Source organism: Rhizobium sp. WSM4643, from assembly GCF_025152745.1.
GTDB classification, from domain to species: Bacteria; Pseudomonadota; Alphaproteobacteria; order Rhizobiales; family Rhizobiaceae; genus Rhizobium; species Rhizobium leguminosarum_I.
In genome coordinates, this window is sequence record NZ_CP104040.1 from 2,927,340 (window position 1) to 2,947,952 (window position 20,613).

30 protein-coding genes, 1 tRNA gene and 1 pseudogene are annotated in these 20,613 nt (G+C 59.6%); 13 read left to right on the forward strand and 19 right to left on the reverse strand.

Going from position 1 to position 20,613, the window contains the following annotated elements:
* Positions 1–107: 107 nt before the first annotated feature.
* The 6 genes from N1937_RS14725 to N1937_RS14750 form a co-directional block, all read right to left on the reverse strand.
* On the reverse strand, positions 108–719 hold the full coding sequence (locus N1937_RS14725; RefSeq protein WP_017965162.1) for a flavin reductase family protein: 612 nt from the start codon (positions 717–719) through the stop codon (positions 108–110).
* Between the two features lie 4 nt (positions 720–723).
* On the reverse strand, positions 724–1,467 hold the full coding sequence (locus N1937_RS14730; protein ID WP_260056457.1) for an aspartate/glutamate racemase family protein: 744 nt from the start codon (positions 1,465–1,467) through the stop codon (positions 724–726).
* A gap of 1 nt (position 1,468) precedes the next feature.
* Positions 1,469–2,290 (reverse strand): ABC transporter permease, encoded by an 822-nt coding sequence (locus N1937_RS14735; RefSeq protein ID WP_017965164.1) that lies wholly within the window; start codon positions 2,288–2,290, stop codon positions 1,469–1,471.
* 1 nt (position 2,291) lies between these two features.
* Positions 2,292–3,206: an ABC transporter permease gene (locus N1937_RS14740; protein ID WP_017965165.1), complete on the reverse strand. Its 915-nt coding sequence runs from the start codon at positions 3,204–3,206 to the stop codon at positions 2,292–2,294.
* 257 nt (positions 3,207–3,463) lie between these two features.
* Positions 3,464–4,762, reverse strand: a complete 1,299-nt coding sequence (locus N1937_RS14745) for an ABC transporter substrate-binding protein (RefSeq protein ID WP_260056458.1) — start codon at positions 4,760–4,762, stop codon at positions 3,464–3,466.
* Positions 4,763–4,815: 53 nt separating this feature from the next.
* Positions 4,816–5,904 (reverse strand): ABC transporter ATP-binding protein, encoded by a 1,089-nt coding sequence (locus N1937_RS14750; RefSeq protein ID WP_017965167.1) that lies wholly within the window; start codon positions 5,902–5,904, stop codon positions 4,816–4,818.
* A 265-nt stretch (positions 5,905–6,169) separates the two neighbouring features.
* Between N1937_RS14750 and N1937_RS14755 the strand changes: the two genes are divergently transcribed.
* The gene (locus tag N1937_RS14755) at positions 6,170–6,880 is read left to right on the forward strand and encodes a GntR family transcriptional regulator (protein WP_017965168.1); all 711 of its coding nucleotides are present in this window, start codon (positions 6,170–6,172) and stop codon (positions 6,878–6,880) included.
* Positions 6,881–6,943: 63 nt separating this feature from the next.
* Here the strand turns inward: N1937_RS14755 and N1937_RS14760 are convergent, their stop codons facing one another.
* Together N1937_RS14760 and N1937_RS14765 are read right to left on the reverse strand one after the other, a co-directional pair.
* Positions 6,944–7,357, reverse strand: a complete 414-nt coding sequence (locus tag N1937_RS14760) for a DUF4174 domain-containing protein (protein ID WP_131639542.1) — start codon at positions 7,355–7,357, stop codon at positions 6,944–6,946.
* Between the two features lie 220 nt (positions 7,358–7,577).
* Entirely contained in the window at positions 7,578–7,961 is a 384-nt protein-coding gene (locus N1937_RS14765; protein ID WP_170254929.1) for a hypothetical protein, read from the reverse strand.
* Between the two features lie 358 nt (positions 7,962–8,319).
* Here N1937_RS14765 and N1937_RS14770 point away from each other — a divergent pair, with 358 nt between their 5' ends.
* From N1937_RS14770 to N1937_RS14780, 3 genes are all read left to right on the forward strand, one after another.
* Positions 8,320–8,526, forward strand: coding sequence for a hypothetical protein (locus tag N1937_RS14770; protein ID WP_222247037.1), 207 nt, complete (start codon positions 8,320–8,322; stop codon positions 8,524–8,526).
* A 25-nt stretch (positions 8,527–8,551) separates the two neighbouring features.
* Positions 8,552–8,791 (forward strand): DUF2934 domain-containing protein, encoded by a 240-nt coding sequence (locus tag N1937_RS14775; protein ID WP_017965172.1) that lies wholly within the window; start codon positions 8,552–8,554, stop codon positions 8,789–8,791.
* A 157-nt stretch (positions 8,792–8,948) separates the two neighbouring features.
* Positions 8,949–9,164 (forward strand): hypothetical protein, encoded by a 216-nt coding sequence (locus N1937_RS14780; RefSeq protein WP_260056459.1) that lies wholly within the window; start codon positions 8,949–8,951, stop codon positions 9,162–9,164.
* Between the two features lie 174 nt (positions 9,165–9,338).
* On the opposite strand, the gene N1937_RS14785 is transcribed toward N1937_RS14780, so the two are convergent.
* Entirely contained in the window at positions 9,339–9,533 is a 195-nt protein-coding gene (locus tag N1937_RS14785) for a hypothetical protein (RefSeq protein WP_017965174.1), read from the reverse strand.
* A gap of 123 nt (positions 9,534–9,656) precedes the next feature.
* Between N1937_RS14785 and N1937_RS14790 the strand changes: the two genes are divergently transcribed.
* The 3 genes from N1937_RS14790 (at position 9,657) to N1937_RS14800 (ending at position 11,343) form a co-directional block, all read left to right on the forward strand.
* Complete coding sequence (locus N1937_RS14790; protein ID WP_017965175.1) at positions 9,657–10,382, forward strand: LuxR family transcriptional regulator; 726 nt, start codon at positions 9,657–9,659, stop codon at positions 10,380–10,382.
* Positions 10,383–10,477: 95 nt separating this feature from the next.
* Positions 10,478–11,143, forward strand: coding sequence for an acyl-homoserine-lactone synthase (locus tag N1937_RS14795; protein ID WP_260056460.1), 666 nt, complete (start codon positions 10,478–10,480; stop codon positions 11,141–11,143).
* Complete coding sequence (locus tag N1937_RS14800; RefSeq protein WP_017965177.1) at positions 11,140–11,343, forward strand: hypothetical protein; 204 nt, start codon at positions 11,140–11,142, stop codon at positions 11,341–11,343. The genes N1937_RS14795 and N1937_RS14800 overlap by 4 nt, the downstream gene beginning before the upstream one ends.
* 99 nt (positions 11,344–11,442) lie before the next feature.
* Here N1937_RS14800 and N1937_RS14805 read toward each other — a convergent pair whose 3' ends face one another.
* Entirely contained in the window at positions 11,443–11,811 is a 369-nt protein-coding gene (locus N1937_RS14805) for a response regulator (RefSeq protein WP_017965178.1), read from the reverse strand.
* Between the two features lie 199 nt (positions 11,812–12,010).
* Here N1937_RS14805 and N1937_RS14810 point away from each other — a divergent pair.
* A tRNA-Ile gene (locus N1937_RS14810) sits at positions 12,011–12,086 on the forward strand.
* A 138-nt stretch (positions 12,087–12,224) separates the two neighbouring features.
* Here the strand turns inward: N1937_RS14810 and N1937_RS14815 are convergent.
* Complete coding sequence (locus N1937_RS14815; RefSeq protein ID WP_017965179.1) at positions 12,225–13,019, reverse strand: hypothetical protein; 795 nt, start codon at positions 13,017–13,019, stop codon at positions 12,225–12,227.
* A 570-nt stretch (positions 13,020–13,589) separates the two neighbouring features.
* Between N1937_RS14815 and N1937_RS14820 the strand changes: the two genes are divergently transcribed.
* Positions 13,590–13,733: a hypothetical protein gene (locus N1937_RS14820; RefSeq protein WP_260056461.1), complete on the forward strand. Its 144-nt coding sequence runs from the start codon at positions 13,590–13,592 to the stop codon at positions 13,731–13,733.
* A gap of 367 nt (positions 13,734–14,100) precedes the next feature.
* Here N1937_RS14820 and N1937_RS14825 read toward each other — a convergent pair whose 3' ends face one another.
* Positions 14,101–14,805: an FkbM family methyltransferase gene (locus N1937_RS14825; RefSeq protein ID WP_260056462.1), complete on the reverse strand. Its 705-nt coding sequence runs from the start codon at positions 14,803–14,805 to the stop codon at positions 14,101–14,103.
* Positions 14,806–15,142: 337 nt separating this feature from the next.
* Between N1937_RS14825 and N1937_RS14830 the strand changes: the two genes are divergently transcribed.
* On the forward strand, positions 15,143–15,337 hold the full coding sequence (locus tag N1937_RS14830; RefSeq protein ID WP_017965184.1) for a hypothetical protein: 195 nt from the start codon (positions 15,143–15,145) through the stop codon (positions 15,335–15,337).
* Positions 15,338–15,410: 73 nt separating this feature from the next.
* Here the strand turns inward: N1937_RS14830 and N1937_RS14835 are convergent, their stop codons facing one another.
* On the reverse strand, positions 15,411–15,602 hold the full coding sequence (locus tag N1937_RS14835; RefSeq protein ID WP_017965185.1) for a hypothetical protein: 192 nt from the start codon (positions 15,600–15,602) through the stop codon (positions 15,411–15,413).
* Between the two features lie 255 nt (positions 15,603–15,857).
* Here N1937_RS14835 and N1937_RS14840 point away from each other — a divergent pair, with 255 nt between their 5' ends.
* On the forward strand, positions 15,858–16,004 hold the full coding sequence (locus N1937_RS14840; protein WP_003541569.1) for a hypothetical protein: 147 nt from the start codon (positions 15,858–15,860) through the stop codon (positions 16,002–16,004).
* A 97-nt stretch (positions 16,005–16,101) separates the two neighbouring features.
* Here N1937_RS14840 and N1937_RS14845 read toward each other — a convergent pair.
* Positions 16,102–16,373 (reverse strand): annotated as a pseudogene (locus tag N1937_RS14845) (GNAT family N-acetyltransferase); the annotation flags it as partial.
* A gap of 127 nt (positions 16,374–16,500) precedes the next feature.
* On the opposite strand from N1937_RS14845, the gene N1937_RS14850 reads away from it, so the two are divergent.
* Positions 16,501–17,241: an SIMPL domain-containing protein gene (locus N1937_RS14850; RefSeq protein ID WP_260056463.1), complete on the forward strand. Its 741-nt coding sequence runs from the start codon at positions 16,501–16,503 to the stop codon at positions 17,239–17,241.
* A gap of 491 nt (positions 17,242–17,732) precedes the next feature.
* On the opposite strand, the gene N1937_RS14855 is transcribed toward N1937_RS14850, so the two are convergent.
* Together N1937_RS14855 and N1937_RS14860 are read right to left on the reverse strand one after the other, a co-directional pair.
* Entirely contained in the window at positions 17,733–18,092 is a 360-nt protein-coding gene (locus N1937_RS14855; RefSeq protein ID WP_017965188.1) for a hypothetical protein, read from the reverse strand.
* Between the two features lie 164 nt (positions 18,093–18,256).
* Positions 18,257–18,562, reverse strand: coding sequence for a hypothetical protein (locus tag N1937_RS14860; protein ID WP_017965189.1), 306 nt, complete (start codon positions 18,560–18,562; stop codon positions 18,257–18,259).
* Between the two features lie 73 nt (positions 18,563–18,635).
* Between N1937_RS14860 and N1937_RS14865 the strand changes: the two genes are divergently transcribed.
* Positions 18,636–18,782 (forward strand): hypothetical protein, encoded by a 147-nt coding sequence (locus N1937_RS14865; RefSeq protein WP_017965190.1) that lies wholly within the window; start codon positions 18,636–18,638, stop codon positions 18,780–18,782.
* Here the strand turns inward: N1937_RS14865 and N1937_RS14870 are convergent.
* The 3 genes from N1937_RS14870 to N1937_RS14880 all read right to left on the reverse strand — a co-directional run bounded on the left by N1937_RS14870 (position 18,772) and on the right by N1937_RS14880 (position 20,581).
* Positions 18,772–19,194 (reverse strand): secondary thiamine-phosphate synthase enzyme YjbQ, encoded by a 423-nt coding sequence (locus N1937_RS14870; protein WP_017965191.1) that lies wholly within the window; start codon positions 19,192–19,194, stop codon positions 18,772–18,774. The genes N1937_RS14865 and N1937_RS14870 overlap by 11 nt on opposite strands.
* Before the next feature lie 108 nt (positions 19,195–19,302).
* Positions 19,303–20,052 (reverse strand): carbonic anhydrase, encoded by a 750-nt coding sequence (locus N1937_RS14875; RefSeq protein WP_260056464.1) that lies wholly within the window; start codon positions 20,050–20,052, stop codon positions 19,303–19,305.
* A gap of 175 nt (positions 20,053–20,227) precedes the next feature.
* Positions 20,228–20,581, reverse strand: a complete 354-nt coding sequence (locus N1937_RS14880; protein WP_170254915.1) for a DUF1428 domain-containing protein — start codon at positions 20,579–20,581, stop codon at positions 20,228–20,230.
* Positions 20,582–20,613: the final 32 nt, after the last annotated feature.

Below are 20,613 nucleotides of genomic sequence, written 5' to 3' on the forward strand. Positions count from 1 at the left end.
ATGATCCGTAGCCGACCATTCTCGCGAGGAACAAAAAAGTAAAGCAAAAACTTGGACCTATCCCTGGAGTAATTCCAGCAAAACTGCGCAAACGGAAATGCTCTGTGTCAAAGCTTCGGCGTCAGCATCTCGAAACGGTCGCGGATGGTGGCACAGGTATCGCCGCCGAGCCGCGCAATCGCATCGACCGCAGCCGGATCGACATGCAGCCTTTCCGGATCGACGACCCCGTCGCGGTAATGCGCATAGACGATCTCGCCCATGACGATCTGCCGTGAGCGGCCGAGCTCCAGCGTCACATGCCGCCGGCATTCGAAAGCGGCCGGCGCCTCGGCGATGAAGGGCGAGGCGACCTTTTCGCCCGGCATCGCCGTCAGGCCGGCTTCCTTCAGCTCGTCGACGCCGCGCGGATATTTGGCGCCGCAGACATGCATCGCCTCGGCGATGGCCAAGGAGACGATATTGACCGTGAACACCTCGGTCATGCGGATATTATGGCCGGTGTCCTTGAACGACATGTCGGCATTGTTCTCGACCCCGATCGCAAGGATCGGCGGATCGGCCGAAAGGCAGTTGAAGAAACTGAAGGGTGCGGCGTTGATCCGGCCATTCTCGTCGACCGTCGTCACCAGCGCGATCGGCCGCGGGATGATCGTGCCGATCATCAGCTTGTAGCGTTGGCGCTCGGTGAGCTGCTTGAAATCGAAAGAGACGGACATCGGTTCAGCCGACCTTGAGGACCGGCGAGAAACCGCTCATCGCCCCGGCAAAAGGTTTCGGCAGCGGCGACGCGTAGGAGCCGCGCTTGCTGGTGGAAAGTCCGAGCGACAACAGCGCTTCGGCCTGCTTGACGGCGGCGGCAACGCCATCGACGACAGGCACGCCGTAGATCTCCTGCAGCTCACGCGCCAGATCGGTCATGCCGGCGCAGCCGAGCACGATCGCCTCGGCGCCGTCTTCCAAAAGCGCCCGCTCGATTTCGGCTCTGAGCTTGCCGATCGCGCCCGAGGCCGGATCTTCCAGCTCCAGCACCGGGATGTCGGAGGCACGCACCTTGGCGCGGTCGCCCATGCCGTAGCGGCGCAACAGATTGTCGATCAGCACCCGCGACCGCTCCAGCGTCGTCACCACGGTGAAGCGCTGCGCCAGAAAGCCCGCCGTCACCACCGCAGATTCGCAGAGCCCGAGGATCGGCACATCGGCGAAGGTTCGCGCCGCTTCGAGTCCGGTATCGTCGAAGCAGGCGATAACGGCCGCGTCATAACCCGCCGCCTGTCGCTCCTTGAGTTCGGAGAGCAGACCGGGGATCGCTAAGGCCCCGTCGTAATGTCCCTCGATGGAAACCGGCCCCATGCGCGAGGTGGCGGCGATGATCTCCGTACCGGATGCCGCCACCGCACGCGCGGCGGTCGCGGCCTTGTCGGTCATGGAGGCCGTGGTGTTCGGATTGACGATGAGGATGCGCATGTCAGTTTATCTTTGCCTGCCGCCGGCTGAGCATCGTCATGATGCCGAGCGCAAGGAGAATGATTGTGAAGGAAAACAGCGTCGTCACCGTGCCGAGCGCATAGAGCACCGGCGTCGTGACGTTGGTCGTCATGCCATAGATTTCGAGCGGCAGCGTGTTGTAGGTGCCTGATGTCATCAGCGTGCGGGCGAATTCGTCATAGGAGAGCGTGAAGCCGAACAGGCCGACGCCGATCAGGCTGGGGGCGATCATAGGCAGCACGACATGGCAGAACGTCTGCCATGAGCTGGCGCCAAGGTCACGCGCCGCCTCTTCATAAGCCGGCGAGAAGCGGTTGAAGACGGCAAACATGATCAGCACGCCGAAAGGCAGCGTCCAGGTCAGATGGGCGCCGAAGGCCGACGAATACCAGGCAGGCTTGAGGCCACCCTCCTGGAAGACGACGCCGATGCCGAGCGAGATGATGATCGACGGCACGACGAGGCTTGCGACCGTGGCATAAAACAGCGCCGTCGAACCGGGGAAACGGCGCCGGAAGGCAAGGCCGGCGAGCAGCGAGACGACGACGGTCACCGCCATCACCATCAGCCCGAGGGTGAAGGAGCGGCGGAAGGAGGCGCCGAAATCGCCGACCGCCTGCTTCTCGAACAGGTTGAAGAACCAATGGGTGGAAACGCCGTTCATCGGGAAGGTCAGGCCGCCATCCGGCCCCTGGAAGGAGAGGATCAGGATCGCCGAAAGCGGGCCGTAGAGGAACAGCACGAAGATGACGAAGAAGAGCGCCAGCAGGTAGAATTCCAGGCCGCGTTTTTCGTGGCTCATCTCAAAGCTCCTTGCGGATGTCGACAACACGCAGGATGGCCGCGACCATCAACAGCACGACGGCGAGCAGCACCACGGCGTTGGCGGCAGCGGCCGGATATTGCAGCAGCGACATCTGGTTTTTCATCATCAGCGCTACCGAGGCGCTTTGGCCGCCGGACATCACCTGCACCGTCGAAAAATCAGCCATGACGAGCGTGACGACGAAGATCGTGCCGATCGCCATGCCGGGCTTGGCGAGCGGGATGACGACATTCCATAACACCTGCCAGCCGGAGGCGCCGGCATCGCGCGCCGCCTCGAATAGCGACCGGTCGATGCGCATCAGCGTGTTGAAGATCGGCGTCACCATGAACAGCGTATAGAGATGCACCATGGCGAGCACGACGGCGAAATCGGAATAGAGCAGCCATTCAATCGGCTTGGGGATGATGCCCATCTCGATCAGCGTCGAATTGACGAGGCCGTTGCGCCCGAGCACCGGGATCCACGAGATCATGCGGATGATATTCGACGTCATGAACGGCACGGTGCAGACGAGGAAGAGGATCATCTGCGTCGAGGTCTTGCGGATGTGGAAGGCCAGGAAATAGGCGACCCAGAAGCCGATGACGAGCGTCAGCGACCAGACGATCGCTGTGAATTTCAGCGTGTTGAGATAGGTCTTCCACGTCACCCACGAACCGAGCGTCTCGGTGTAGTTCATCGTCAGGAAATCGGGATAGAGGCCGGCAAAGTCGTAGTCCCAGAAGCTGACGACGGCGATCATGGCGATCGGCAGCAGGAAGAAGAAGCCGAGAATGACGAACAGCGGCGTCGCCTGGAGATAGGATATCGCCGATGGAGAAAGCCTCAGCCCACGCCCGCCGCGCGCGCCCTGCCCATCCTCCTCCGTTTCCGCTGCGATGGTCGCCATGATCCGGTTCTCCGTTCTGATTTGGAACGAAGGTGCGTGCCGCCCCCTCATCCGCCTGCCGGCACCTTCTCCCCGCTGGGGAGAAGAGATTCGCGGCAGCGCCTAGGCCACCGCGAACCTTGATTTTGTCTCACGACGTGGCCACGGACTCCCTCTTCTCCCCAGCGAGGAGAAGGTGGCCCGAAGGGTCGGATGGCGGAGCGAAGCGACGTCTTGAGCATCGCGAAAGACAGTAGCTCTCCGCCCTCTCGACCTGCCTAGGCAGCGATGAACTCGTTCCAGCGGCGGACCATGTAGCGGTCCTCGTCCATCACGGAGTTCCAGCAGGCCACCGCGCCCATGCGGGCTTCGAAGGAGCCACCGTCGCGAACGGCGCCGGCCTTCTCCATGACCTTGCCCTCGGGAGACAGGATATCGCCCTGCGCCGGCTTGCCCTCGATCCAGTAGCCCCATTCGTCGGCCGACATGAATTGCTTGGCGGTGTCCATGCAGGCGGAGTAATAGCCCTGGCGGTTGAGGTAGCCGCCGACCCAGCCCGATGTGTACCAGTTGATGTATTCATAGGCGGCATCGAGCTCAGCGCCCTTGAGATGCGAGGCAAGGCCGAGACCGCCGCCCCAGGCGCGGTAGCCTTCCTTGAGCGGCTGGAAAGTGCAGGCGATGCCCTTGGAGCGGACGGCGGCGACAGCCGGCGACCACATCGACTGGATGACGACTTCGCCCGAGGCCATCAGGTTGACGCTTTCGTCGAACGACTTCCAGAAGGCGCGGAACTGGCCGTCGCCCTTGGTCTTGATCAGGAACTCGATCGTCTTGTCGATCTCTTCCTTCGTCATGTTGCCCTTGTCGGCATATTTGATCTTGCCCGAGGCTTCCATGATCATCGCCGCATCCATGATGCCGATCGACGGGATGTTGAGGATCGCGGTCTTGCCCTTGAAGGCCGGATCGAGAATATCGGCCCAGCTGGTGATCGGACGGCCGGTGAGGTCGGGGCGGATGCCGAGCGTGTCGGCATTGTAGATGGTCGGAACCATCGTCATCCACTGTGTCGGCTCCTTGGCGAACTTCTTGGAACCCTGCGCCTCGACGAAGCCGACCGTATGCGGCGCCGTACCCTGGGCAATGACGCTGTCTGCTTTCAGCTTGCCGTTGATGAACAGCGGTACGATCTTGTCGTAATATTTCAGCTTCTTGACATCCATCGGCTGCATGACGCCGGTCGGGAACACCTTCTTGGCGATCCAGTATTCGATGTCGGCAATGTCGTAGCTATCAGGCTGGGTGACGGCACGCTGGGCGGCGGCGTCGGAATCGGTTGCCGTCATTTCCAGCGTGATGCCGAGATCGGCTTTGCACTTCTCGGCGATGGCATTGATGTTGGAAACGCCGGTGCCGAACTGGCGAAGCGTGATGTTCGTCTTCGCCCAGACGGTGGGAAAGCCGGTAATCGCGCCGGAGCCGGCGATGGCGCCGACGGCGGCAGCACCCGTCTTCAGCAGCGTGCGGCGGGAAAGACCCTTCTCCGCCTTGGTCGATGTCGTTTCAGTCGTCATGTCAGTTCCCCTTTTCTTGATATGGAAGGTTCATGGTTCTTGATGGTGATGGTTTATGCAGAAGGTCGGCCGAGAAGCACGGCATCTTCGGGCGCCCAGCTGAGCGAAACGGTGTCGCCGACGGCAACCGGCCGGGCGAAATATTCAGCGTCGTCAGCGATGACGGTGAAGTCGTCGCTGCCGGCACCGAGAACGGTGATCTTCACGGAAGAACCGCGATATTCGATGTTGGAGACGATGCCATCGAAGCCGAGCGTCCATTCGCTCGCCACCTGCAGCCGCACGCGGTCGGTGCGGATGCCGATGTCGACAGGCTCGCCGATCTCCCTGCCCGTCCCGCGCACGGAAAAGCTCTGACCTTCCGGTACGGTCATGACGAGCACGCCGTTCTCGCTGGAGGTCACCCGGCCGGACAGCACGTTGTGATCGCCCATAAACCGCGCGACGAAGGCCGTCGCCGGCCGCTCGAAGACCTCGCGCGGTGCCGCCGCTTGCTCGATCCGGCCGTCATTCATGATGACGATAACGTCGGCGAGCGCCATCGCCTCTTCCTGGCTGTGGGTGACGTGCACGAAGGTGATGCCGAGCGTCTTCTGCAGTTTCTTGAGTTCGGCACGCATGCGGATCTTCAGGAACGGATCGAGCGCCGACAGTGGCTCGTCGAGCAGCAGCGCTTCCGGATCGGTGATGAGCGCGCGCGCCAGCGCGACGCGCTGCTGCTGGCCGCCGGAAAGCTGGGCCGGACGCCGGTTGGCATAACCCTCCATCTGCATCAGCTTCAGCATCTCGAGCGCCTTGGCCCGGCGCTCTTGCTTGTCGACGCCCTTCATCTTGAGGCTGAAGGCGACGTTGTCGATCAAATCGAGATGCGGGAAGAGCGCGTAGGACTGGAACATCATCGCCGTGCCGCGTCTGGCCGGCGGAAAATCGGTAACAACGACATTGCCGAGCCTGATGTCGCCCGACGAGATGCTCTCATGGCCGGCGATCATGCGCAGCGTCGAGGTCTTGCCGCAGCCCGACGGACCGAGGAAGCAGCAATAGGAGCCAGCCGGAATCTTCAGGCTGATCGCATGGACCGCCGTCGTCGCGCCATAGGCCTTCGAAACGGATACTATATCGATCTCTGCCGCTTTCGACATCTGCGTTCCCCTGTTCGGAAAAGACGATGCATCTGCCGTGCCAGACTCGGTGTCTTGAGGTAAGCCATTGCAACACAATGACTTTATCAAAAGCGCCATTGAGAGAGCAAATTATAGGCGCAGCGCTATCTGCACATGATTTAGGCTATCGTGCGCAATTTGTGCAAAATATCGTATACGATCTGACCACAAGTTCCGGGACAAAATCTGTTTAACTTTTGCTGCGAACATGGCTATGCTTTGCCGACCATCGGGAATAAATTTCATGAAATCCGCCGCCAAGGCTCAGCAGGCCGAAGACTCCGCCGAAACAGGCGCGCAACAGATCCGCGATGCCATTCGCGAAGCGATCGTCGAGCGCAGGCTCTCGCCCGGCACCAAGCTTTCGGAAGGCGATGTCGGCAATCTCTTCAATGTTAGCCGCACGCTTGCACGCGCCGCCCTGCAGGCGCTGTCCTATGAAGGTCTCGTCAGCGTCGAGAAGAACCGCGGCGCCTTCGTCGCCTATCCCTCGCCGGAAGAGGCTCGTCAGATTTTTTCCGCCCGCCGGCTGGTCGAACCCGGCATTTTGCGCGAGGCAGCGGCGCGGATCACGCCTGATGACGTTACCCATCTGCGTCAGCTTCTGCTGGAAGAAGGCCGCCTGATGAGCGAGCGTGGCCAGACGGCGCGCCGCGCCGAAATCAAGGCATCGGGTGATTTTCATCTGATGCTGGCGGGGATATCGGGAAACTCGATCATGCAGCGCTTCATGGAAGAGCTTGTCGCCCGCTCGTCTCTGGTGATTGCGCTCTACGGGCAGTCGACCGCATCGAGCTGCGGCCATTCCGAACACGGTGACATCATCTCGGCGATCGAAGCCGACGAACTCGACCGCGCCTGCCAGCTGATGCTGCATCACATCGCCCATATCGAGGCCGATCTCGACCTGCGCGAACGCAAGAGCCTGGGCCTCAAGGAAGCCTTCGAACTGTGAACATGCAAAAGACGCGGGACGCGAATGCTTCACCGCGCCCGCTTCAGACCGGCTCTCGAAACGCTACCAAGGCGTCTTCTTCGGCAACATCTCAAAGGCAGCGAAGATATCCTCGGCGCTCATCGGCTCGCTCGAGCGCAGCTTAACGGTTCCGTCGCGTCCGATCAGGATCAGCCCGAACTCGCCGGACGGCGGTCCCTGCAGCCGATCGCGAATATCGTCGGCATCGAGTTCCCAGTCATCGTCGAACAGCGCAAACGCGCCGCCGCCGGCGATGCTGAACACCTCGACGTCTTCCTCGATCAGGCGCATATGCGCCTTGCGCAGCCATTCGTCCTGGATAAGCGCGCGGTCATCTTGCGCATCGGCAAAGATGATCAGCACCCGTTTCCTGTCGCGAAACTGCTCGAGCGATTGCGGAAGCTCAGGCTCACGCCTGGGTGTACCGATGATTTCATGAACAATAGATTTTAGCATGGTGCTTCATTCCTCGCCCGTCACCACTGCATAATTCTTAAATCGGGATCGATCTAGGGATGGATTATGCAGCAATTCCACGTGCTACAGCGCCCTTTGCGACTCTCGAAAAGGGCGCTGCAGTGGCGGGCTGTGCCTGCCGAATTAAACGGCTGGGAATAAGCGAGGTTCCGCCAAAAAGCGAAAAAGGATCGCAGCCATGGCCGCGGTCCTCACCTCATCAGTCGCGGCCCTGGTCTTCGGACGCGTGGGCTGAAACGGCGACGAGATCCGCAGCCCCGGTGACGTGAAGGCGCTTGCGCACCAAAACGCGCATGACACGCGCCGCCGTCGAGAAGGTCATCTGGTCGAGCGGGCCTTCGCCTTCCCACGGCTTGGTCAGCCGTTCGGTGACGGCGCCGACGATGTTCATCGGCACGATGTCGGTGCATTCGCGCATGGCTTCGAAAACGAAGCTGATGGGCATGACCCGTCCTTCGTAGGTCACGATCGGTTCGGTCAATTCACTGTCCCATTCCTCGAAGGCATAGAGCGCTTCGCGAAACAGCTGCTGGAGGTCGAACGGCGCATGGCCGTCATGAAGTGGCGGCAGTGCATTGATCATGTCTGTCTCCTCTTGATGGATTGAAGCCAAAGTCCTCCGGTATCGGTCGCGCCAACGCGGGGAACGGAGCCTTTTGCTGCCCCTGCGAACCGAATAACACTATTGATTCTATAGAGTAACGCGCTGGGGTAAAGCCCATTTATCCCAGCGCATGGAAGCAAATTCCATAACGCCATGATATTCTTGCATGTTTTAGTGGAAATTTTCTTGGCGTGCGCCATTCGTCAAATATTTTTGCCTCCCGCCTTAGATCGGTCCGGAATGGGACAAAGGGCAGAGATCGCTGGAAATCACGGAACTTTTGGCATTGTAATCTGTTTTGTTCCCGCATCCGCCAAACCGACTGGGGTTACCACCAATGACGCAAATACGTGAACCGGAGCGCCGGAGCAGAATCCTGCGCGGCCGTCCCTACAGCCTTGATGAATTCGCCTCCAAATACGGCCTCCGAAACGACCAGGCTGAGAGCCTGTTCACCCGTTTCGGGCCCTCCTCGATCGAGCTCGACCTGCTGATGGCAGCCAAGCGCCGGCCACCGGTTCAGCAGGACAGAATTGCCGAATAACGCTTTTGATGAATGGAATGGATCGATGAGCGACAGACGCCACGAATGGATCAGCAAGAGAGCTTACGCGATTTGGGAAGAACAGGGCCGGCCCGATGGCCGCGACGACGAGCATTGGCGCCAGGCCGTTTCCGAACGCGATGCGCTGGAACGCACGCAAGCCTCTGTCGATGGTCGCGAGGTGCTGGTGAAGTTTCGTCCGAAACCGCAGCGGCCAGAAGTGCCGCGTCAGGACTGGGTCAATCCTTCGACAAAGGTCGGCTAGGCCTTCCCTGCCTCCGGCTCAGCCCAGGCTGAGCCGGAGGCGCGCCTGAAAATCTCCCTGCCACCACATCGGGAAATTGGTTCCCCACTTATTGGGGTTGCCCGTCTCGATCACCTACGAATGAAGCGCTCGTGATATTGCCGCAGACCTTCTCGGCATGATCGGCAAAGCCGATATCGGGATGGGTCTTGAAGACCAGATTCACACGCTTTTCAGTCATTCCATTCCACACATCGGTGATGATATCCGAAATTCTGCCAGCGCTACCAAGGCGCGGCGGAATGTAACCGTTTCCACAAGCACCATTGCTCCTGCCGCAAACGCTCCGTCAACCATTTTGGAACAAATCGATGAAATGATACGGAATTGTTAACCGTAGATCCAGAACGCTACGTCCCGATCCTTTCGCCGCGAAATCGAATCACGACATGAATGACGACGTCTTCATCGGCAATCTGGTAGATGGCGGTGGGATTTTCCTGCCGACTGGCATCATCGCCCTGTCTAAATTGCGGAGAAAAGGCTGAGCCCCTCGGGAAGGCGATCGTCAGAAAGCGTTGCTTTCCTGGCAGAGCGCCCGGTGGACCTCGGTCCAGAACAGCGCCAGCGGCGTGTCGCCGTTGCGTTCGGCAACGAGGGCGCGGATCAGCGCTTCGGAGCCTGCCATGTCCTGCCAGCTGGATTTCAGGCCCTTGGCGGCCTGTTGGCATTCGGCAATCGCGAATGGTCTCTTGCTGTCCATATGAGGTCTCCTCATGACAGGCGCTAGCAGATGGGGCCCGGATTGTCATTCCCCGCATATGTGGGGATGCCTTGTATCTATGGCGGTCCTCACGGTAAGATTGAGGGAATTGGGGCAGTGGAAATGATTGAGAATACCTACAGCGAAAAGTTCGAGCCCGCTTTCGAACAGATCAAGGCTGCGGCCAATGTGGATGCCGCCATCCGCATTCTCCAGGCAGAATATGCCCTTGATTTCGTGACTTACCATCTCGCCCAGACGATCGCGGCCAAGATCGATTCGCCCTTCGTACGCACCACCTATCCGGATGCCTGGGTCTCCCGCTATCTCCTGAATAGCTATGTGAAGGTCGATCCCATCGTCAAACAGGGCTTCGAACGCCAGCTGCCCTTCGATTGGAGTGAGGTCGAGCCGACGCCCGAGGCCTATGCCATGCTGGTCGATGCGCAGAAGCACGGCATCGGCGGCAACGGCTACTCCATTCCCGTCGCCGACAAAGCGCAACGTCGTGCGCTCTTGTCGCTGAATGCCCGCATACCGGCCGAGGAATGGGCCGAGCTCGTCCGCCGCTGCCGCAATGAATGGATCGAGATCGCCCACCTGATCCACCGCAAGGCCGTCTACGAGCTGCATGGCGAAAACGATCCGGTGCCGGCATTGTCGCCGCGTGAGATCGAATGTCTGCACTGGACGGCGCTGGGCAAGGATTACAAGGATATTTCGGTCATCCTCGGCATATCCGAGCATACCACCCGCGATTATCTGAAGACCGCCCGCTTCAAGCTCGGCTGCGCCACGATCTCGGCCGCCGCCTCGCGGGCCGTGCAGCTACGCATCATCAATCCCTGATCCCCTCATCTGAGGGGGCCCATCTGAGGGAATTTCCGATCCGGCCCGCCTGAACCATTCTGCTTTCCACGAACTTGAAAACGCTGGAGGGCAAAATGTTCGTTATCGTTCAGGCACATGAGTATCAGAAATACGCTGCCGTACTCGACCAGATGTTTCGCCTGCGCAAGAAGGTCTTCGCCGATACGCTCGGCTGGGACGTTCCCGTCATCGGCCCCTACGAACGCGACAGCTACGATTCGCTCGCCCCCGCCTATCTCGTCTGGTGCAACGACAGCCGCACCCGGCTCTATGGCGGCATGCGTCTGATGCCGACGACAGGCCCGACCCTTCTCTACGACGTCTTCCGCGAGACGTTTCCCGATGCCGCCAATCTTATCGCCCCCGGCATCTGGGAAGGCACGCGCATGTGCATCGACGAGGAGGCGATCGCCAAGGATTTCTCCAATGTCGACGCCGGCCGCGCCTTTTCCATGATGCTGCTTGCGCTTTGCGAATGCGCGCTCGATCACGGCATCCATACGATGATTTCCAACTACGAGCCCTACCTCAAGCGCGTCTACAAGCGCGCCGGCGCCGAAGTGGAAGAACTCGGCCGTGCAGACGGCTACGGCAAATATCCCGTCTGCTGCGGCGCCTTCGAAGTATCGAACGGGGTGCTGCGCAAGATGCGCGCCGCCCTCGGCCTCACCCTACCCCTTTATGTCAGGCACGTGCCGGCCCGCTCGGTCGTGACCCAATTCCTGGAGATGGCAGCATGAACCGCCTCGCTGAAACCGCCACACAGACCGCAATGCAGAAGGATATCGGCGCGCTGGAGCGCCATGTTCTTGCATCCCGCGAGATCGCCACGCAGATAGGGGATCCCTTCCTCTCCTATCTCCTCTCGATGGCGCTGTTCACGATCTACGAGAAGAAGGCCCATCATGAGAACGAGGCGCTGAGGAGCAGCTTCAGCTGAGGGTGTGGTCCCCTCCGCCCTGCCTGAAGACGAGCATGTCTCCCGGCGCCTCGCGCGCAGCCGCAAAAACAGTCCCCGTTTTGCGGCTGCGCGGCGTGCTTACCCCATCAGGGCATCGATCGTTGAAATCAGCGTGTCGTGCATGTAGGGCTTCGGCAGGAAGGCGGTATTGGCGGGCAGCGCCATCGGATCGAGCCTCACCATGCCCGAGGTGATGATGATGCCGATATTCGGACGCATCGCCCTCACCCGATTGGCAAGCTGCAGACCGTCCATCGAACCGGCCATATTGACGTCGGTGAAGAGGATATCGACATCTTGCCTGCCCTTCAGCACCACCAGAGCCTCGTCCGCATTCGCCGCCTCCAGCGCTACATGGCCGACCTCCTCCAGCACATCGAGGATATTGAACCGGATCAGCGGCTCGTCCTCCACGATGAGCACAACTGCGCTGTTCAAAGCCGCCATCTGCGATCGCCCTCTTTATGCGGAATGTGACTTGAATAAGTGTCGCCCGCGCGAGAAGGTTCCAGTGGCTGCCCACGAAATATGCATCGTCCACAGATGCTTGCGCTCCCCGCTTGTGGCTCCCCCGGATTTGCGTTAGAGCGGAAACCGTGCTGCGGGAACCATTGCCCCGGCACCCAAGCGCCGCACACGGCGCCAAGGGCCTGTAGCTCAATGGTTAGAGCCGGCGGCTCATAACCGCTTGGTTGGGGGTTCGAGTCCCTCCGGGCCCACCATTCCTCTTGTATCAATCCAGTCGGTGTAGCCGGGCGCAAATCCCGGAATTTTGATACCAGCTTTCGGAATTTTCCGTTTCAAAAAAGCATTCGAATGTCTTGTCCTGAGCCGCACAAACCGCCCTTCGCCGGGCGTACTCATTTCTCGTGAAGATCTGGGTGCGTCGATCCCGGCACGCTCGTTCGCAAGGAATGCTGCAGAAACCCACAGGTCTTCTCAAACTTTCCCCGATGGTCGAAAGGATTGTCGGATGCACGCCATCCGCTTCCAGACGTCACCTCCGAGTTCGGTGACCGATTCCACAGATGCATTAGGCCTTCGGCGTTCGGTCCGGTAATCGCGAAGTCAATATATTTAAGTTTGTCGATCAACTTCGTCACATCGGGATGGTCAAATGAATGTATCTCGAGCTTATGGGCAAATTTGTTCCGGATCTCAGCTATTAGCTTCAAGGCTTTGCGGGCGCCTGATCCGACTATGCCCAACGCAAAAGCGATATCCACTCTTGCAGTGAAAGTGTTGAGCGGCCCATACCGCATCGGGTCGAATAGACGATCAATAATCTCTGGATCAGAATGCCGCCCAGGGAAATAGCGTTCAATTGCCGAACGCAAGAACTCCTCGACGACGGTTACGTGAACAATAGCAATCGAGCGGTCCGCCTCGCGGCGAGCCTGTCTCATCGCTTCGCCTTGAGAGACGACTGCATCGTAGGCTGCCTCTCCTCCCCAGGCCACGATCATTGCGTTTCTTACTTTGGCTTGAAGTGCTTCAGACCAAGCCCTTTGCTCTTCAATCGACCAGATTGGCGGCTGAGGCTGCTCACTTTCTTCACCACGCGCTAAACGTTCTGCGTGCTTTAGGAGTGCTGCCTGCAGGCGTGCTATCTCATCGTCCATTTCGACGAACCGTGCGGCTGTAACCTTTGTCATTGAAGCAACCCGAGCGACTTAGCTGCAGCCTTTGTGATCGTGCACAGCGGCGCGTTCAATTTCGCCATCAACGTCACACTAGTACGAATGAACTGCAGTGCCTCCGGATTCAATAGTTTATTTGTCAACGTACTTTTCCAAAGCATTCTGGTCGATACCGTAAGCGCAGGGGTCAGCATGAGCGATGATCTGCGCGAGGCCGCCAGCAAGTTCCTGTCCGTAAGGTCCAATCGGCCGCTGCCTCACTGCTCCATACTGATAACGCGACGGCCAAAACCCCGATATCCCGCTAACGCGTAATTACCCTCAAAGATCAACTCTTTCGCGTTGTACCAACTCCGCTGGAAGTGTAATAGGTCAATTCGACGGGCGTAATTTAGCATCCGCTGATATCTGCAGAATTTCCCTGTCGCAGGTTGTTCTCCCCATAAACTCAAGTTCTCCACTGGTTGGAAGGACTTGCGACAGGACTTCTGCCTTGTTTTCCAAAGCCCTGTTCGTTGCCGCTTGCTGTTCTTTTGCCGTGGAACCCAAGGGATTCAATGCGACCTGACCCCGTGCGCGCCGGATATGGCATCCGAGCCTGACGGCGCCTTCTGCCAATGCAAGCTGCTGGCGCCGATGGCGGATGTCCTCGAGCAGAGTGCCTATTCGGCCGCCTTATCTCTTGCGAAAGGCTACTACCTCGGCGAATTCGTCGCCGACCGGGCTTGACCTTCGCTCTGGATTGATGGCCGCATCCATGAGCCTCCTACTGCTCCAGATCGGCAATCGACCGGGATGAATGGGACTCCTTCGACAGGCTGCGGCTCCCCATATCGTCGTTGTCCAATCAAACGACATCTGTAGAGGCGTGGCCGAGGCAGCCTTGATCCGCATCTTTCGGCTCGGCGATGCCTGTCAGAGGGGAGAGCTGAGCCGCCGGCTGCAGGCAATTAGCCGCAATCGCCCAACTGCAATCTCCGCGCGCTCTGTCCATGGAAAGCCAACCATGGATTGGGGCCATAGGGGCGAAACATCGGCTGCCGCCATGACAGCATTTGATGAAGGGGTGGTGGGCACGGGGCACACCAAAGGCGCTTTACAGATCCTCGCGGATAGAAAAAACGTAGTTATAAGGCGTTCCGGAAGAGCCCTTCTGGACCTCGTCGATCGACAGAGAACGAAATTTTCGATCTTTCAGGCAATATGCGGAATATCCGAACGGCTTAAGATAATCGATCACACTGGCGACGGCGTTGGGTCGATGTCGGTCTTCCGCTTCGATGAGCAGATTTGGGTGATCCCGGTGCAATATAGCCTCCGCGCCTTCAAGCACTTTTAGTTCGTGCCCTTCAACGTCGATCTTAATGAAGCCTACAGTGTCGAACCGATAGCTATCCAGGCGTCGGGTTGGAACGGAAATTTCTTCGACACTTTGCGTCGAAAGCGTATTCTGCTCCTCAATCGTGGCGCAGCCATCCATGAGCTGATCACTGGGGATCCGCATCGTTGCAACGCCAGCGCTGTCGGACAGCGCGACCTGCTCGACCCGAACCGACGAACCAAGCGCAGCCTTCAGAAAAGCGACCATGTTAGGCTGAGGTTCGAAGGCGACGACATCGCGCGCATACTTGGACAGGAACCAAGAATAGACACCGTAGTTCGCACCTATATCGATTGCAGTCTGGCCCCGACGGCATAATCTATCGAGGATGCGAAGCTCGGGCTCACCATGGCGCCATTCTCGTGAAGCGCGCGTCCATAGCCTGAACCGAGGTGGAGCAATATTGGCGATATGAAGCATGTAGGCTCCCGGTAACTCGAACGCATGCGCTATCCGCTCGTCAAGCGGCGTGACCCTATTTTTCCATCTTCGGTGAACTGGCAACCAGTGGCTAGATCATCGATAGTTGATGCCCTGCGCGACAATTTCGCCCACGCATAGTTCTTTAGGTGAAGCCGACGTAGCCGTGGATCCCTTCTGTAGGTGTTGCCATGCAACCTTGATGGCGGCAGCGAGCGCTGACGAAGGGGGTTTCAGCCAATAACAAAATCTTGATCGACAACGACAGTGATCTGGACGTCCCATGGCCCTACTTGCCAGGATTATACGGACACTTTGGACAGTGAGGGGTGAGGAGATGCTTCAAACTCGCAAACTATTGGAGGCCATGACCGCCGTCTTCGTCATTGCCATGTCGGCATCGGCCTGCAGCACGAGCCCAAACGACTCGATGCAAACGGGCTCGATCGGCTATACCGCTCATAGTGCTGACTTTGCCCTTCGGCCCGCCTGCCGCGATGGATTCGGCAATGATCGCCCATGCAGCTACTAGCGCTGGGAAATTAGAAGTCTGATTGAATCACACGGCTTCGTCCGGCGGCATCATGCCCGATCGGCGCAGATTTCTAATAGCTACAAGAACGTCCATCGCTCGGCCTGAACCCACCCCCACAGGCCGGATTAAGCGGCTGGCTCTCATAGTAACCGCCGCCGATCGACGACGTCTGGTCGAGGCTTCCGGACGAAGTGCAAGCCGAAATGATCGTGGCAAGACTGATCAGCGTTCCGGTCGCGATAAATGCGAAAAATCGGTTCATCTGAGCTTCTCCTTCGGAAGGGGCATAGTTTTACCCCAAGCAGGCAATCTACCACGCCACGGCGAATACAGACGAGGATTTATAGCGCCCGACGCTCTCGGCTGCCCCTTCTAACGCCAATGTGATCACCTTTTAGGCCAGCCCCGCCCGAGCCATGCACCGTCACATAACTGTCATGCAAAATTGCCCATTGTTATGGCAGCCTGGGCAAAATACATGCTGCCGGCTAACAAAAAAAAGAATGAGTAAACTGCCATGAGTGCTATACAGAAACTTTTCAACCGCAATCTCCTCACCCGTTTCGTCGCCGGTCTCGGTGCTGTTCCCCAGCGTATTCGGAACGCCCGCGAAGAGCGCAAGCCCGCCATCCATCCATCTTTCATGGACGATTTCGGCGCCTAGTCGGACGATTGGCGATCATCTGACCCGCGTCCCGCGATAGCGATCTCACATGTCACCCCAAATGACATCAGATGTTGAAGCCGTCTGCGGCTCCTGATCAGTCCGCGGCGGAATATTCCTTCCGGAACCAAATCCGGTCAACGGGCCGGCCTCCCGCATGCCCGCTGACCCTGCCGAATTCGACATATCCGAGCTTCGGATAAAGTCCGGGGCCTGGGTCGAGAGCGTGTAGACGCAAGCCATGACGGCGGCGCGGCGGCGGCCCTCTTCTTCCGCCGCCGCCATCAGCTTCCTGCCGATGCCGCTCAGGCGCAGCGATTTTGCGACCCACAGATTGCCGATGAAAAGAACCGAGATGGAAACAGCCGCGTTCTCCAACGCGGGCATACCTGACATTTTTCTCTCGCTGCGCCTGCGCCTGTCTTTTCCGCCGCAATAGCTTCACAATCAACCGACAGAAAGCTGTTCAGGGAAACGACAACCAAGGAATGAAAACATGGCGCCGAACTATACCAGAACTGTCCTGATAACCGCCCTTTTGGCGCTGCCGCTCGCCGCCGCAGCACCCGCCTTCGCCCAGGAGGCAAAACCGCGCGAGCCGGTAATTTCGGTGACCGGCGACGGCGAATCATCCATCGCTCCCGATATGGCCGTCGTCAATCTCGCCGTCGTCAAACAGGCGAAAACCGCCCGCGAAGCGCTCGATGAGAACAACAAGGCGATGAACGACGTGCTTGCCGCGCTGAAGAGCGGCGGCATCGCCGAGCGCGACCTGCAGACCTCGGGCTTTTCCATCCAGCCGCAATACAACTATCCGCAGCCGGTCGACGGCCAACAGCAGCAGCCGCAGCTGATCGGCTACCAGACCATCAATTCGATCACCATCCGCCTGCGCGACCTCGCCAAGCTCGGCGCGGTGATCGACCAGTCCGTCAGCCTCGGCATCAACCAGGGCGGCGATATCCAGTTTACCAACGACAAGCCGGACGCCGTCATCGACGAGGCACGCAAGGATGCTGTCGCCAGTGCCGTCAAGAAGGCGAAGACGCTGAGTGAAGCCGCCGGCGTCAAGCTCGGCCGCATTCTCGAGATCAACGAGAATGTGCCGCGCGCGATGCCGCAGCCGGTCTATCGCGCCACGATGATGAAGGAGGCCTCCGACGCTGCCGTTCCCGTCCAGGGCGGCGAGAACAATTACAATGTCAGCGTCACCGTGACCTTCGCCATCGAGCAATAAGCATTACAACGCCGCGTGTCTTTTCAGATCCGCGGCGCTCGAACTGCTGACAGTGTCTACCGGCTTCCTGTGGATTGAGACACAAACAGAGTTCAGTGTCGCGAGATCTTGCCTCTGGAAATCGGCGAGACCAGCCCCTCATCCGGCTGCCGCCACCTTCTCCCCGCTCGCGGGGCGAAGGGACCCCGCCGCGACCTATCCGTTCCCCACCAGCCCCTCGCAGGGCACGTCCCCTCTCCCCGTTTTACGGGGAGAGGGTTAGGGTGAGGGGCAGCCCTTGGCGCGAACCAGACGGGCGTGGACAGGGCCGAGGATGACGCCGGGGAAAGAGCGAGGTTGTCATAAAACTGAACGCCGCGCGTCTTTCCAGACGCGCGGCGCTGTAAAAAGGACTTTCACAAAAAGAAAACCGCCCTTGCCGATCCGGGGAGACTGGCAAAGGCGGTTGTGGCCGCTGCATCGGGGAGACGAGGCGGCATTCTACTTTGATATCAGCGGCGCAGAGCGGGGCAGCCGCGGACATTGGCGAAGCTCATCTCATCGGGGCCGCGACGCGTCCAACCCTGGACGATCACCCGGCGTGGCGTGATGTCGACGACCCGGGCGCGACGAAAGCCGTAATCCCGGGCGAGGTTTTCGGCGAGCTGCGGATTGCAGCCGCGCGACGGGCGGCCGTAGCCCGGAGGTGGACGATCAAAACCCGGCGGCGGACGGCGGTAATCCTGCGGCGGACCACGGTCCGGCTCACCAATAATGATATTCAACTGGGCGGCAGCCGGGGCCACCGTGCCGGCCAAGGTACCGGCTGTCAGCATGACGGCAAGACCCGCCTTTGCCAGAAACTGCATCATCAAAAACCTTTTCGTTTGAAAGTCGGGCGGTCAAGCCCGTCCGCATTACGCCGAGGCGTCATTTGGGAATCACTCGTACAGGTCAGAGAAGAGACGGCTGAAAGTGTCAGCGTCAAGGCAGAAACGGACCGGAAGCGCCGCATCGGCGCCTCCGGCCGCAGTCCTTAACGCCGGATCAGCGGGCAACCGCGGACATTCGCGAAGGTGATCCTGTCCCAGCCGCGGCGGTCGCGTCCGGCAACGACGACGACCCGCGGCGACATGCGGGTAATGCGGGCATCGCGCAGGCCGAAATCACGCGCCTTGCGCACTGCGTGCATCGGCGAGCAGCCACGGATCGGACGATGGTATTGCGCCTCGACGATAAAGCTCGTCTGCGGCCCTGCGGCTGCCGCCGTGGAAACAGTGGCGGGAATGGAGCAGAGGGCGAGCAATGCGGCAAGCGAAGCCTTGGTCAGGAAATGCGTCATGGGGGTGTCTCCGTCGATTGGTATTCCAAGTCTCCCTTCGGGGATTGTCTCGACAGTAAACGCAGCAAACTGAATGGCGTTCGAACCGGGCATTCAGTTTGCATTCAAAGAGCATGATGCCGAAAAGTGTAAGCGGTTTTCGGGCGACATCATGCTCTCCTTCTTCGATTTAGAGCCGGATGATCATCCGGATCTGGAATTAACCGGTTTCAGGTGCTGAGATGCAGCACGATTTCCCGCCGGTGCGGCCGGTCACGATGCTCGAAAAGATAAAGGCCCTGCCAGGTGCCGAGCATCAACCGCGCCCTGGCAACGGGAATGCCGATCGAGACCTGCGTCAGCGCCGCCTTGATATGCGCCGGCATGTCATCCGGCCCCTCGGCCCTGTGCACGATCCAATCCATTTCAGGATCGGAGGCCGGCGGAACAAGGCGGCGAAAGAAGGAGAGAAGATCGGTGCGCACATCGGGATCGGCATTTTCCTGGATCAGCAGCGAACAGGACGTGTGGCGCACGAAGACGGTGAGAAGCCCCTCCTCCCGCCCCGACGCGATGACGAAGGCTTCCGCCTGGTGGGTGAACTCGTAAAGGCCCTGTCCGCGTGTGGACAGGGTGAGGATTGTCTGGGGCAAGGCGCTCTCCCGCTTCGAGATGACATGTCTCGCGAGTTGGCGCGCTGACTGGCGCAAGTCAAGCTCGCGCGGGCAAGTCAAGCTTGCGCGGGCAAGCAGATGATCACTTCATAAAGAAGAGAGGATGAAGCGCCGGTTGGTGGCAAGCACGGGCCGGGCATTCATCGGATAGACCGTCGTGAAGGCTCTTATATCCCCTTCGTCGACCTCGATCGGCTGCCTGAGCACCATCCAATCGACTATCTCGCTGCAAGGCGGCGTCGTCAGCGACCCCTCATAGGACCAATAGGTGAGCTCTTTCGGCAGCAGGCCGTTCGGGTCGACATCGACCGCGGCTTCGCCGCCAGCTGATTTCGGAAAGGCGGCCGCCAGCCGCGAAAAGCCGGCATTGGCGGCACCCGGTGTCACGAATATACCAAGCACCCCAAGCGTGCCGGTCTCCTTGTGCCTGTGGACGAAATGCGCCTCCATCGGGAAGCTCCTGCCGTCGACATGATGTTCGCTCGGCGCATGGAAATGATACTGCAGCAGCTCGTAGCTGTTACCGGCCCGCGAAAGCCTGCTGCCACCGGGCATGTTGACCTGCATCGTGTGGCCGTTGTTGACGATCCTGCCACCGGCCTTCCAGTCGATCGCAATCGGCGGAAGCTCCGCCTTGACAGCACCGGTCAGATCAAGCGGCGATTGCTGCGAACCGGCTGAACAGGCGGTATTCTCCGGCGCCATCGCGCCCCAGTGGTCCGGGCCCGACTGACCCTCATAGCTCCAATGCGCACCTTCGGCGGCAAAGCCGGCACCGGCACAGGCCGGGCAGGCGCCAAGCACGATCAGTCCCTTGATAAAATCACGTCTCTGCATGTCCGTCCCCCACGGTGGCAACCGGCGGCCTGCCGAGCCCCGCGGAGCGATTATGCGCTCGTGCAAGGCAGAAGGGAACATAGGAGGCCAAGCATCCTGCCATTCGCGCGGCTCGCCTGAAGTCTTGCATGCGCATCGTCATACCTGAACGGCGGTAGAGTTTGGAAGTCAAACTTCAAAGCTTGAGCAGCGTCTCGAAGCCGCCATAGATCATCCGCTTGCCGTCGAACGGCATCTGCCACTGGTCGCCCTTGAGCCTCGGATCGGCCATCACCTTGGCATTGATATCGTCGCGCTCCCGGCGCGAGCCGTAGACGATCCAGGAAAACACCACCACCTCATCCTCCTTCGCCTGCACGGCCCGGGGAAAGGAGGTCAGCTCGCCATAGGGCACGTCGTCGCCGATACATTCGACATATTCAAGCGCGCCATACTCCTTCCAGATCGAGCCGGCGAAGGTCGAGAATTCCTTGTAGGCCTCGATATTTCCCTTCGGAACCGCCACGACGAAACCATCGACATAGGACATCTCGCTCCTCCTTCGCGTGTCTGCGCCCGGTT

What these genes read in the sequence shown, in the direction of transcription:
- N1937_RS14820 (WP_260056461.1), top strand. Translation starts at nt 13,590, where the DNA reads ATGGCATCCGAGCCTGACGGCGCCTTCTGCCAATGCAAGCTGCTGGCG.
- N1937_RS14790 (WP_017965175.1), top strand. Translation starts at nt 9,657, where the DNA reads ATGATTGAGAATACCTACAGCGAAAAGTTCGAGCCCGCTTTCGAACAG.
- N1937_RS14765 (WP_170254929.1), bottom strand. Translation starts at nt 7,961, where the DNA reads ATGATCAATGCACTGCCGCCACTTCATGACGGCCATGCGCCGTTCGAC.
- N1937_RS14800 (WP_017965177.1), top strand. Translation starts at nt 11,140, where the DNA reads ATGAACCGCCTCGCTGAAACCGCCACACAGACCGCAATGCAGAAGGAT.
- N1937_RS14880 (WP_170254915.1), bottom strand. Translation starts at nt 20,581, where the DNA reads ATGTCCTATGTCGATGGTTTCGTCGTGGCGGTTCCGAAGGGAAATATC.
- N1937_RS14750 (WP_017965167.1), bottom strand. Translation starts at nt 5,904, where the DNA reads ATGTCGAAAGCGGCAGAGATCGATATAGTATCCGTTTCGAAGGCCTAT.
- N1937_RS14760 (WP_131639542.1), bottom strand. Translation starts at nt 7,357, where the DNA reads ATGCTAAAATCTATTGTTCATGAAATCATCGGTACACCCAGGCGTGAG.
- N1937_RS14735 (WP_017965164.1), bottom strand. Translation starts at nt 2,290, where the DNA reads ATGAGCCACGAAAAACGCGGCCTGGAATTCTACCTGCTGGCGCTCTTC.
- N1937_RS14825 (WP_260056462.1), bottom strand. Translation starts at nt 14,805, where the DNA reads ATGCTTCATATCGCCAATATTGCTCCACCTCGGTTCAGGCTATGGACG.
- N1937_RS14860 (WP_017965189.1), bottom strand. Translation starts at nt 18,562, where the DNA reads ATGACGCATTTCCTGACCAAGGCTTCGCTTGCCGCATTGCTCGCCCTC.
- N1937_RS14725 (WP_017965162.1), bottom strand. Translation starts at nt 719, where the DNA reads ATGTCCGTCTCTTTCGATTTCAAGCAGCTCACCGAGCGCCAACGCTAC.
- N1937_RS14835 (WP_017965185.1), bottom strand. Translation starts at nt 15,602, where the DNA reads ATGAACCGATTTTTCGCATTTATCGCGACCGGAACGCTGATCAGTCTT.
- N1937_RS14830 (WP_017965184.1), top strand. Translation starts at nt 15,143, where the DNA reads ATGCTTCAAACTCGCAAACTATTGGAGGCCATGACCGCCGTCTTCGTC.
- N1937_RS14785 (WP_017965174.1), bottom strand. Translation starts at nt 9,533, where the DNA reads ATGGACAGCAAGAGACCATTCGCGATTGCCGAATGCCAACAGGCCGCC.
- N1937_RS14730 (WP_260056457.1), bottom strand. Translation starts at nt 1,467, where the DNA reads ATGCGCATCCTCATCGTCAATCCGAACACCACGGCCTCCATGACCGAC.
- N1937_RS14770 (WP_222247037.1), top strand. Translation starts at nt 8,320, where the DNA reads ATGACGCAAATACGTGAACCGGAGCGCCGGAGCAGAATCCTGCGCGGC.
- N1937_RS14855 (WP_017965188.1), bottom strand. Translation starts at nt 18,092, where the DNA reads ATGATGCAGTTTCTGGCAAAGGCGGGTCTTGCCGTCATGCTGACAGCC.
- N1937_RS14795 (WP_260056460.1), top strand. Translation starts at nt 10,478, where the DNA reads ATGTTCGTTATCGTTCAGGCACATGAGTATCAGAAATACGCTGCCGTA.
- N1937_RS14780 (WP_260056459.1), top strand. Translation starts at nt 8,949, where the DNA reads ATGATCGGCAAAGCCGATATCGGGATGGGTCTTGAAGACCAGATTCAC.
- N1937_RS14775 (WP_017965172.1), top strand. Translation starts at nt 8,552, where the DNA reads ATGAGCGACAGACGCCACGAATGGATCAGCAAGAGAGCTTACGCGATT.
- N1937_RS14850 (WP_260056463.1), top strand. Translation starts at nt 16,501, where the DNA reads ATGGCGCCGAACTATACCAGAACTGTCCTGATAACCGCCCTTTTGGCG.
- N1937_RS14740 (WP_017965165.1), bottom strand. Translation starts at nt 3,206, where the DNA reads ATGGCGACCATCGCAGCGGAAACGGAGGAGGATGGGCAGGGCGCGCGC.
- N1937_RS14875 (WP_260056464.1), bottom strand. Translation starts at nt 20,052, where the DNA reads ATGCAGAGACGTGATTTTATCAAGGGACTGATCGTGCTTGGCGCCTGC.
- N1937_RS14745 (WP_260056458.1), bottom strand. Translation starts at nt 4,762, where the DNA reads ATGACGACTGAAACGACATCGACCAAGGCGGAGAAGGGTCTTTCCCGC.
- N1937_RS14815 (WP_017965179.1), bottom strand. Translation starts at nt 13,019, where the DNA reads ATGACAAAGGTTACAGCCGCACGGTTCGTCGAAATGGACGATGAGATA.
- N1937_RS14840 (WP_003541569.1), top strand. Translation starts at nt 15,858, where the DNA reads ATGAGTGCTATACAGAAACTTTTCAACCGCAATCTCCTCACCCGTTTC.
- N1937_RS14865 (WP_017965190.1), top strand. Translation starts at nt 18,636, where the DNA reads ATGGCGTTCGAACCGGGCATTCAGTTTGCATTCAAAGAGCATGATGCC.
- N1937_RS14805 (WP_017965178.1), bottom strand. Translation starts at nt 11,811, where the DNA reads ATGGCGGCTTTGAACAGCGCAGTTGTGCTCATCGTGGAGGACGAGCCG.
- N1937_RS14755 (WP_017965168.1), top strand. Translation starts at nt 6,170, where the DNA reads ATGAAATCCGCCGCCAAGGCTCAGCAGGCCGAAGACTCCGCCGAAACA.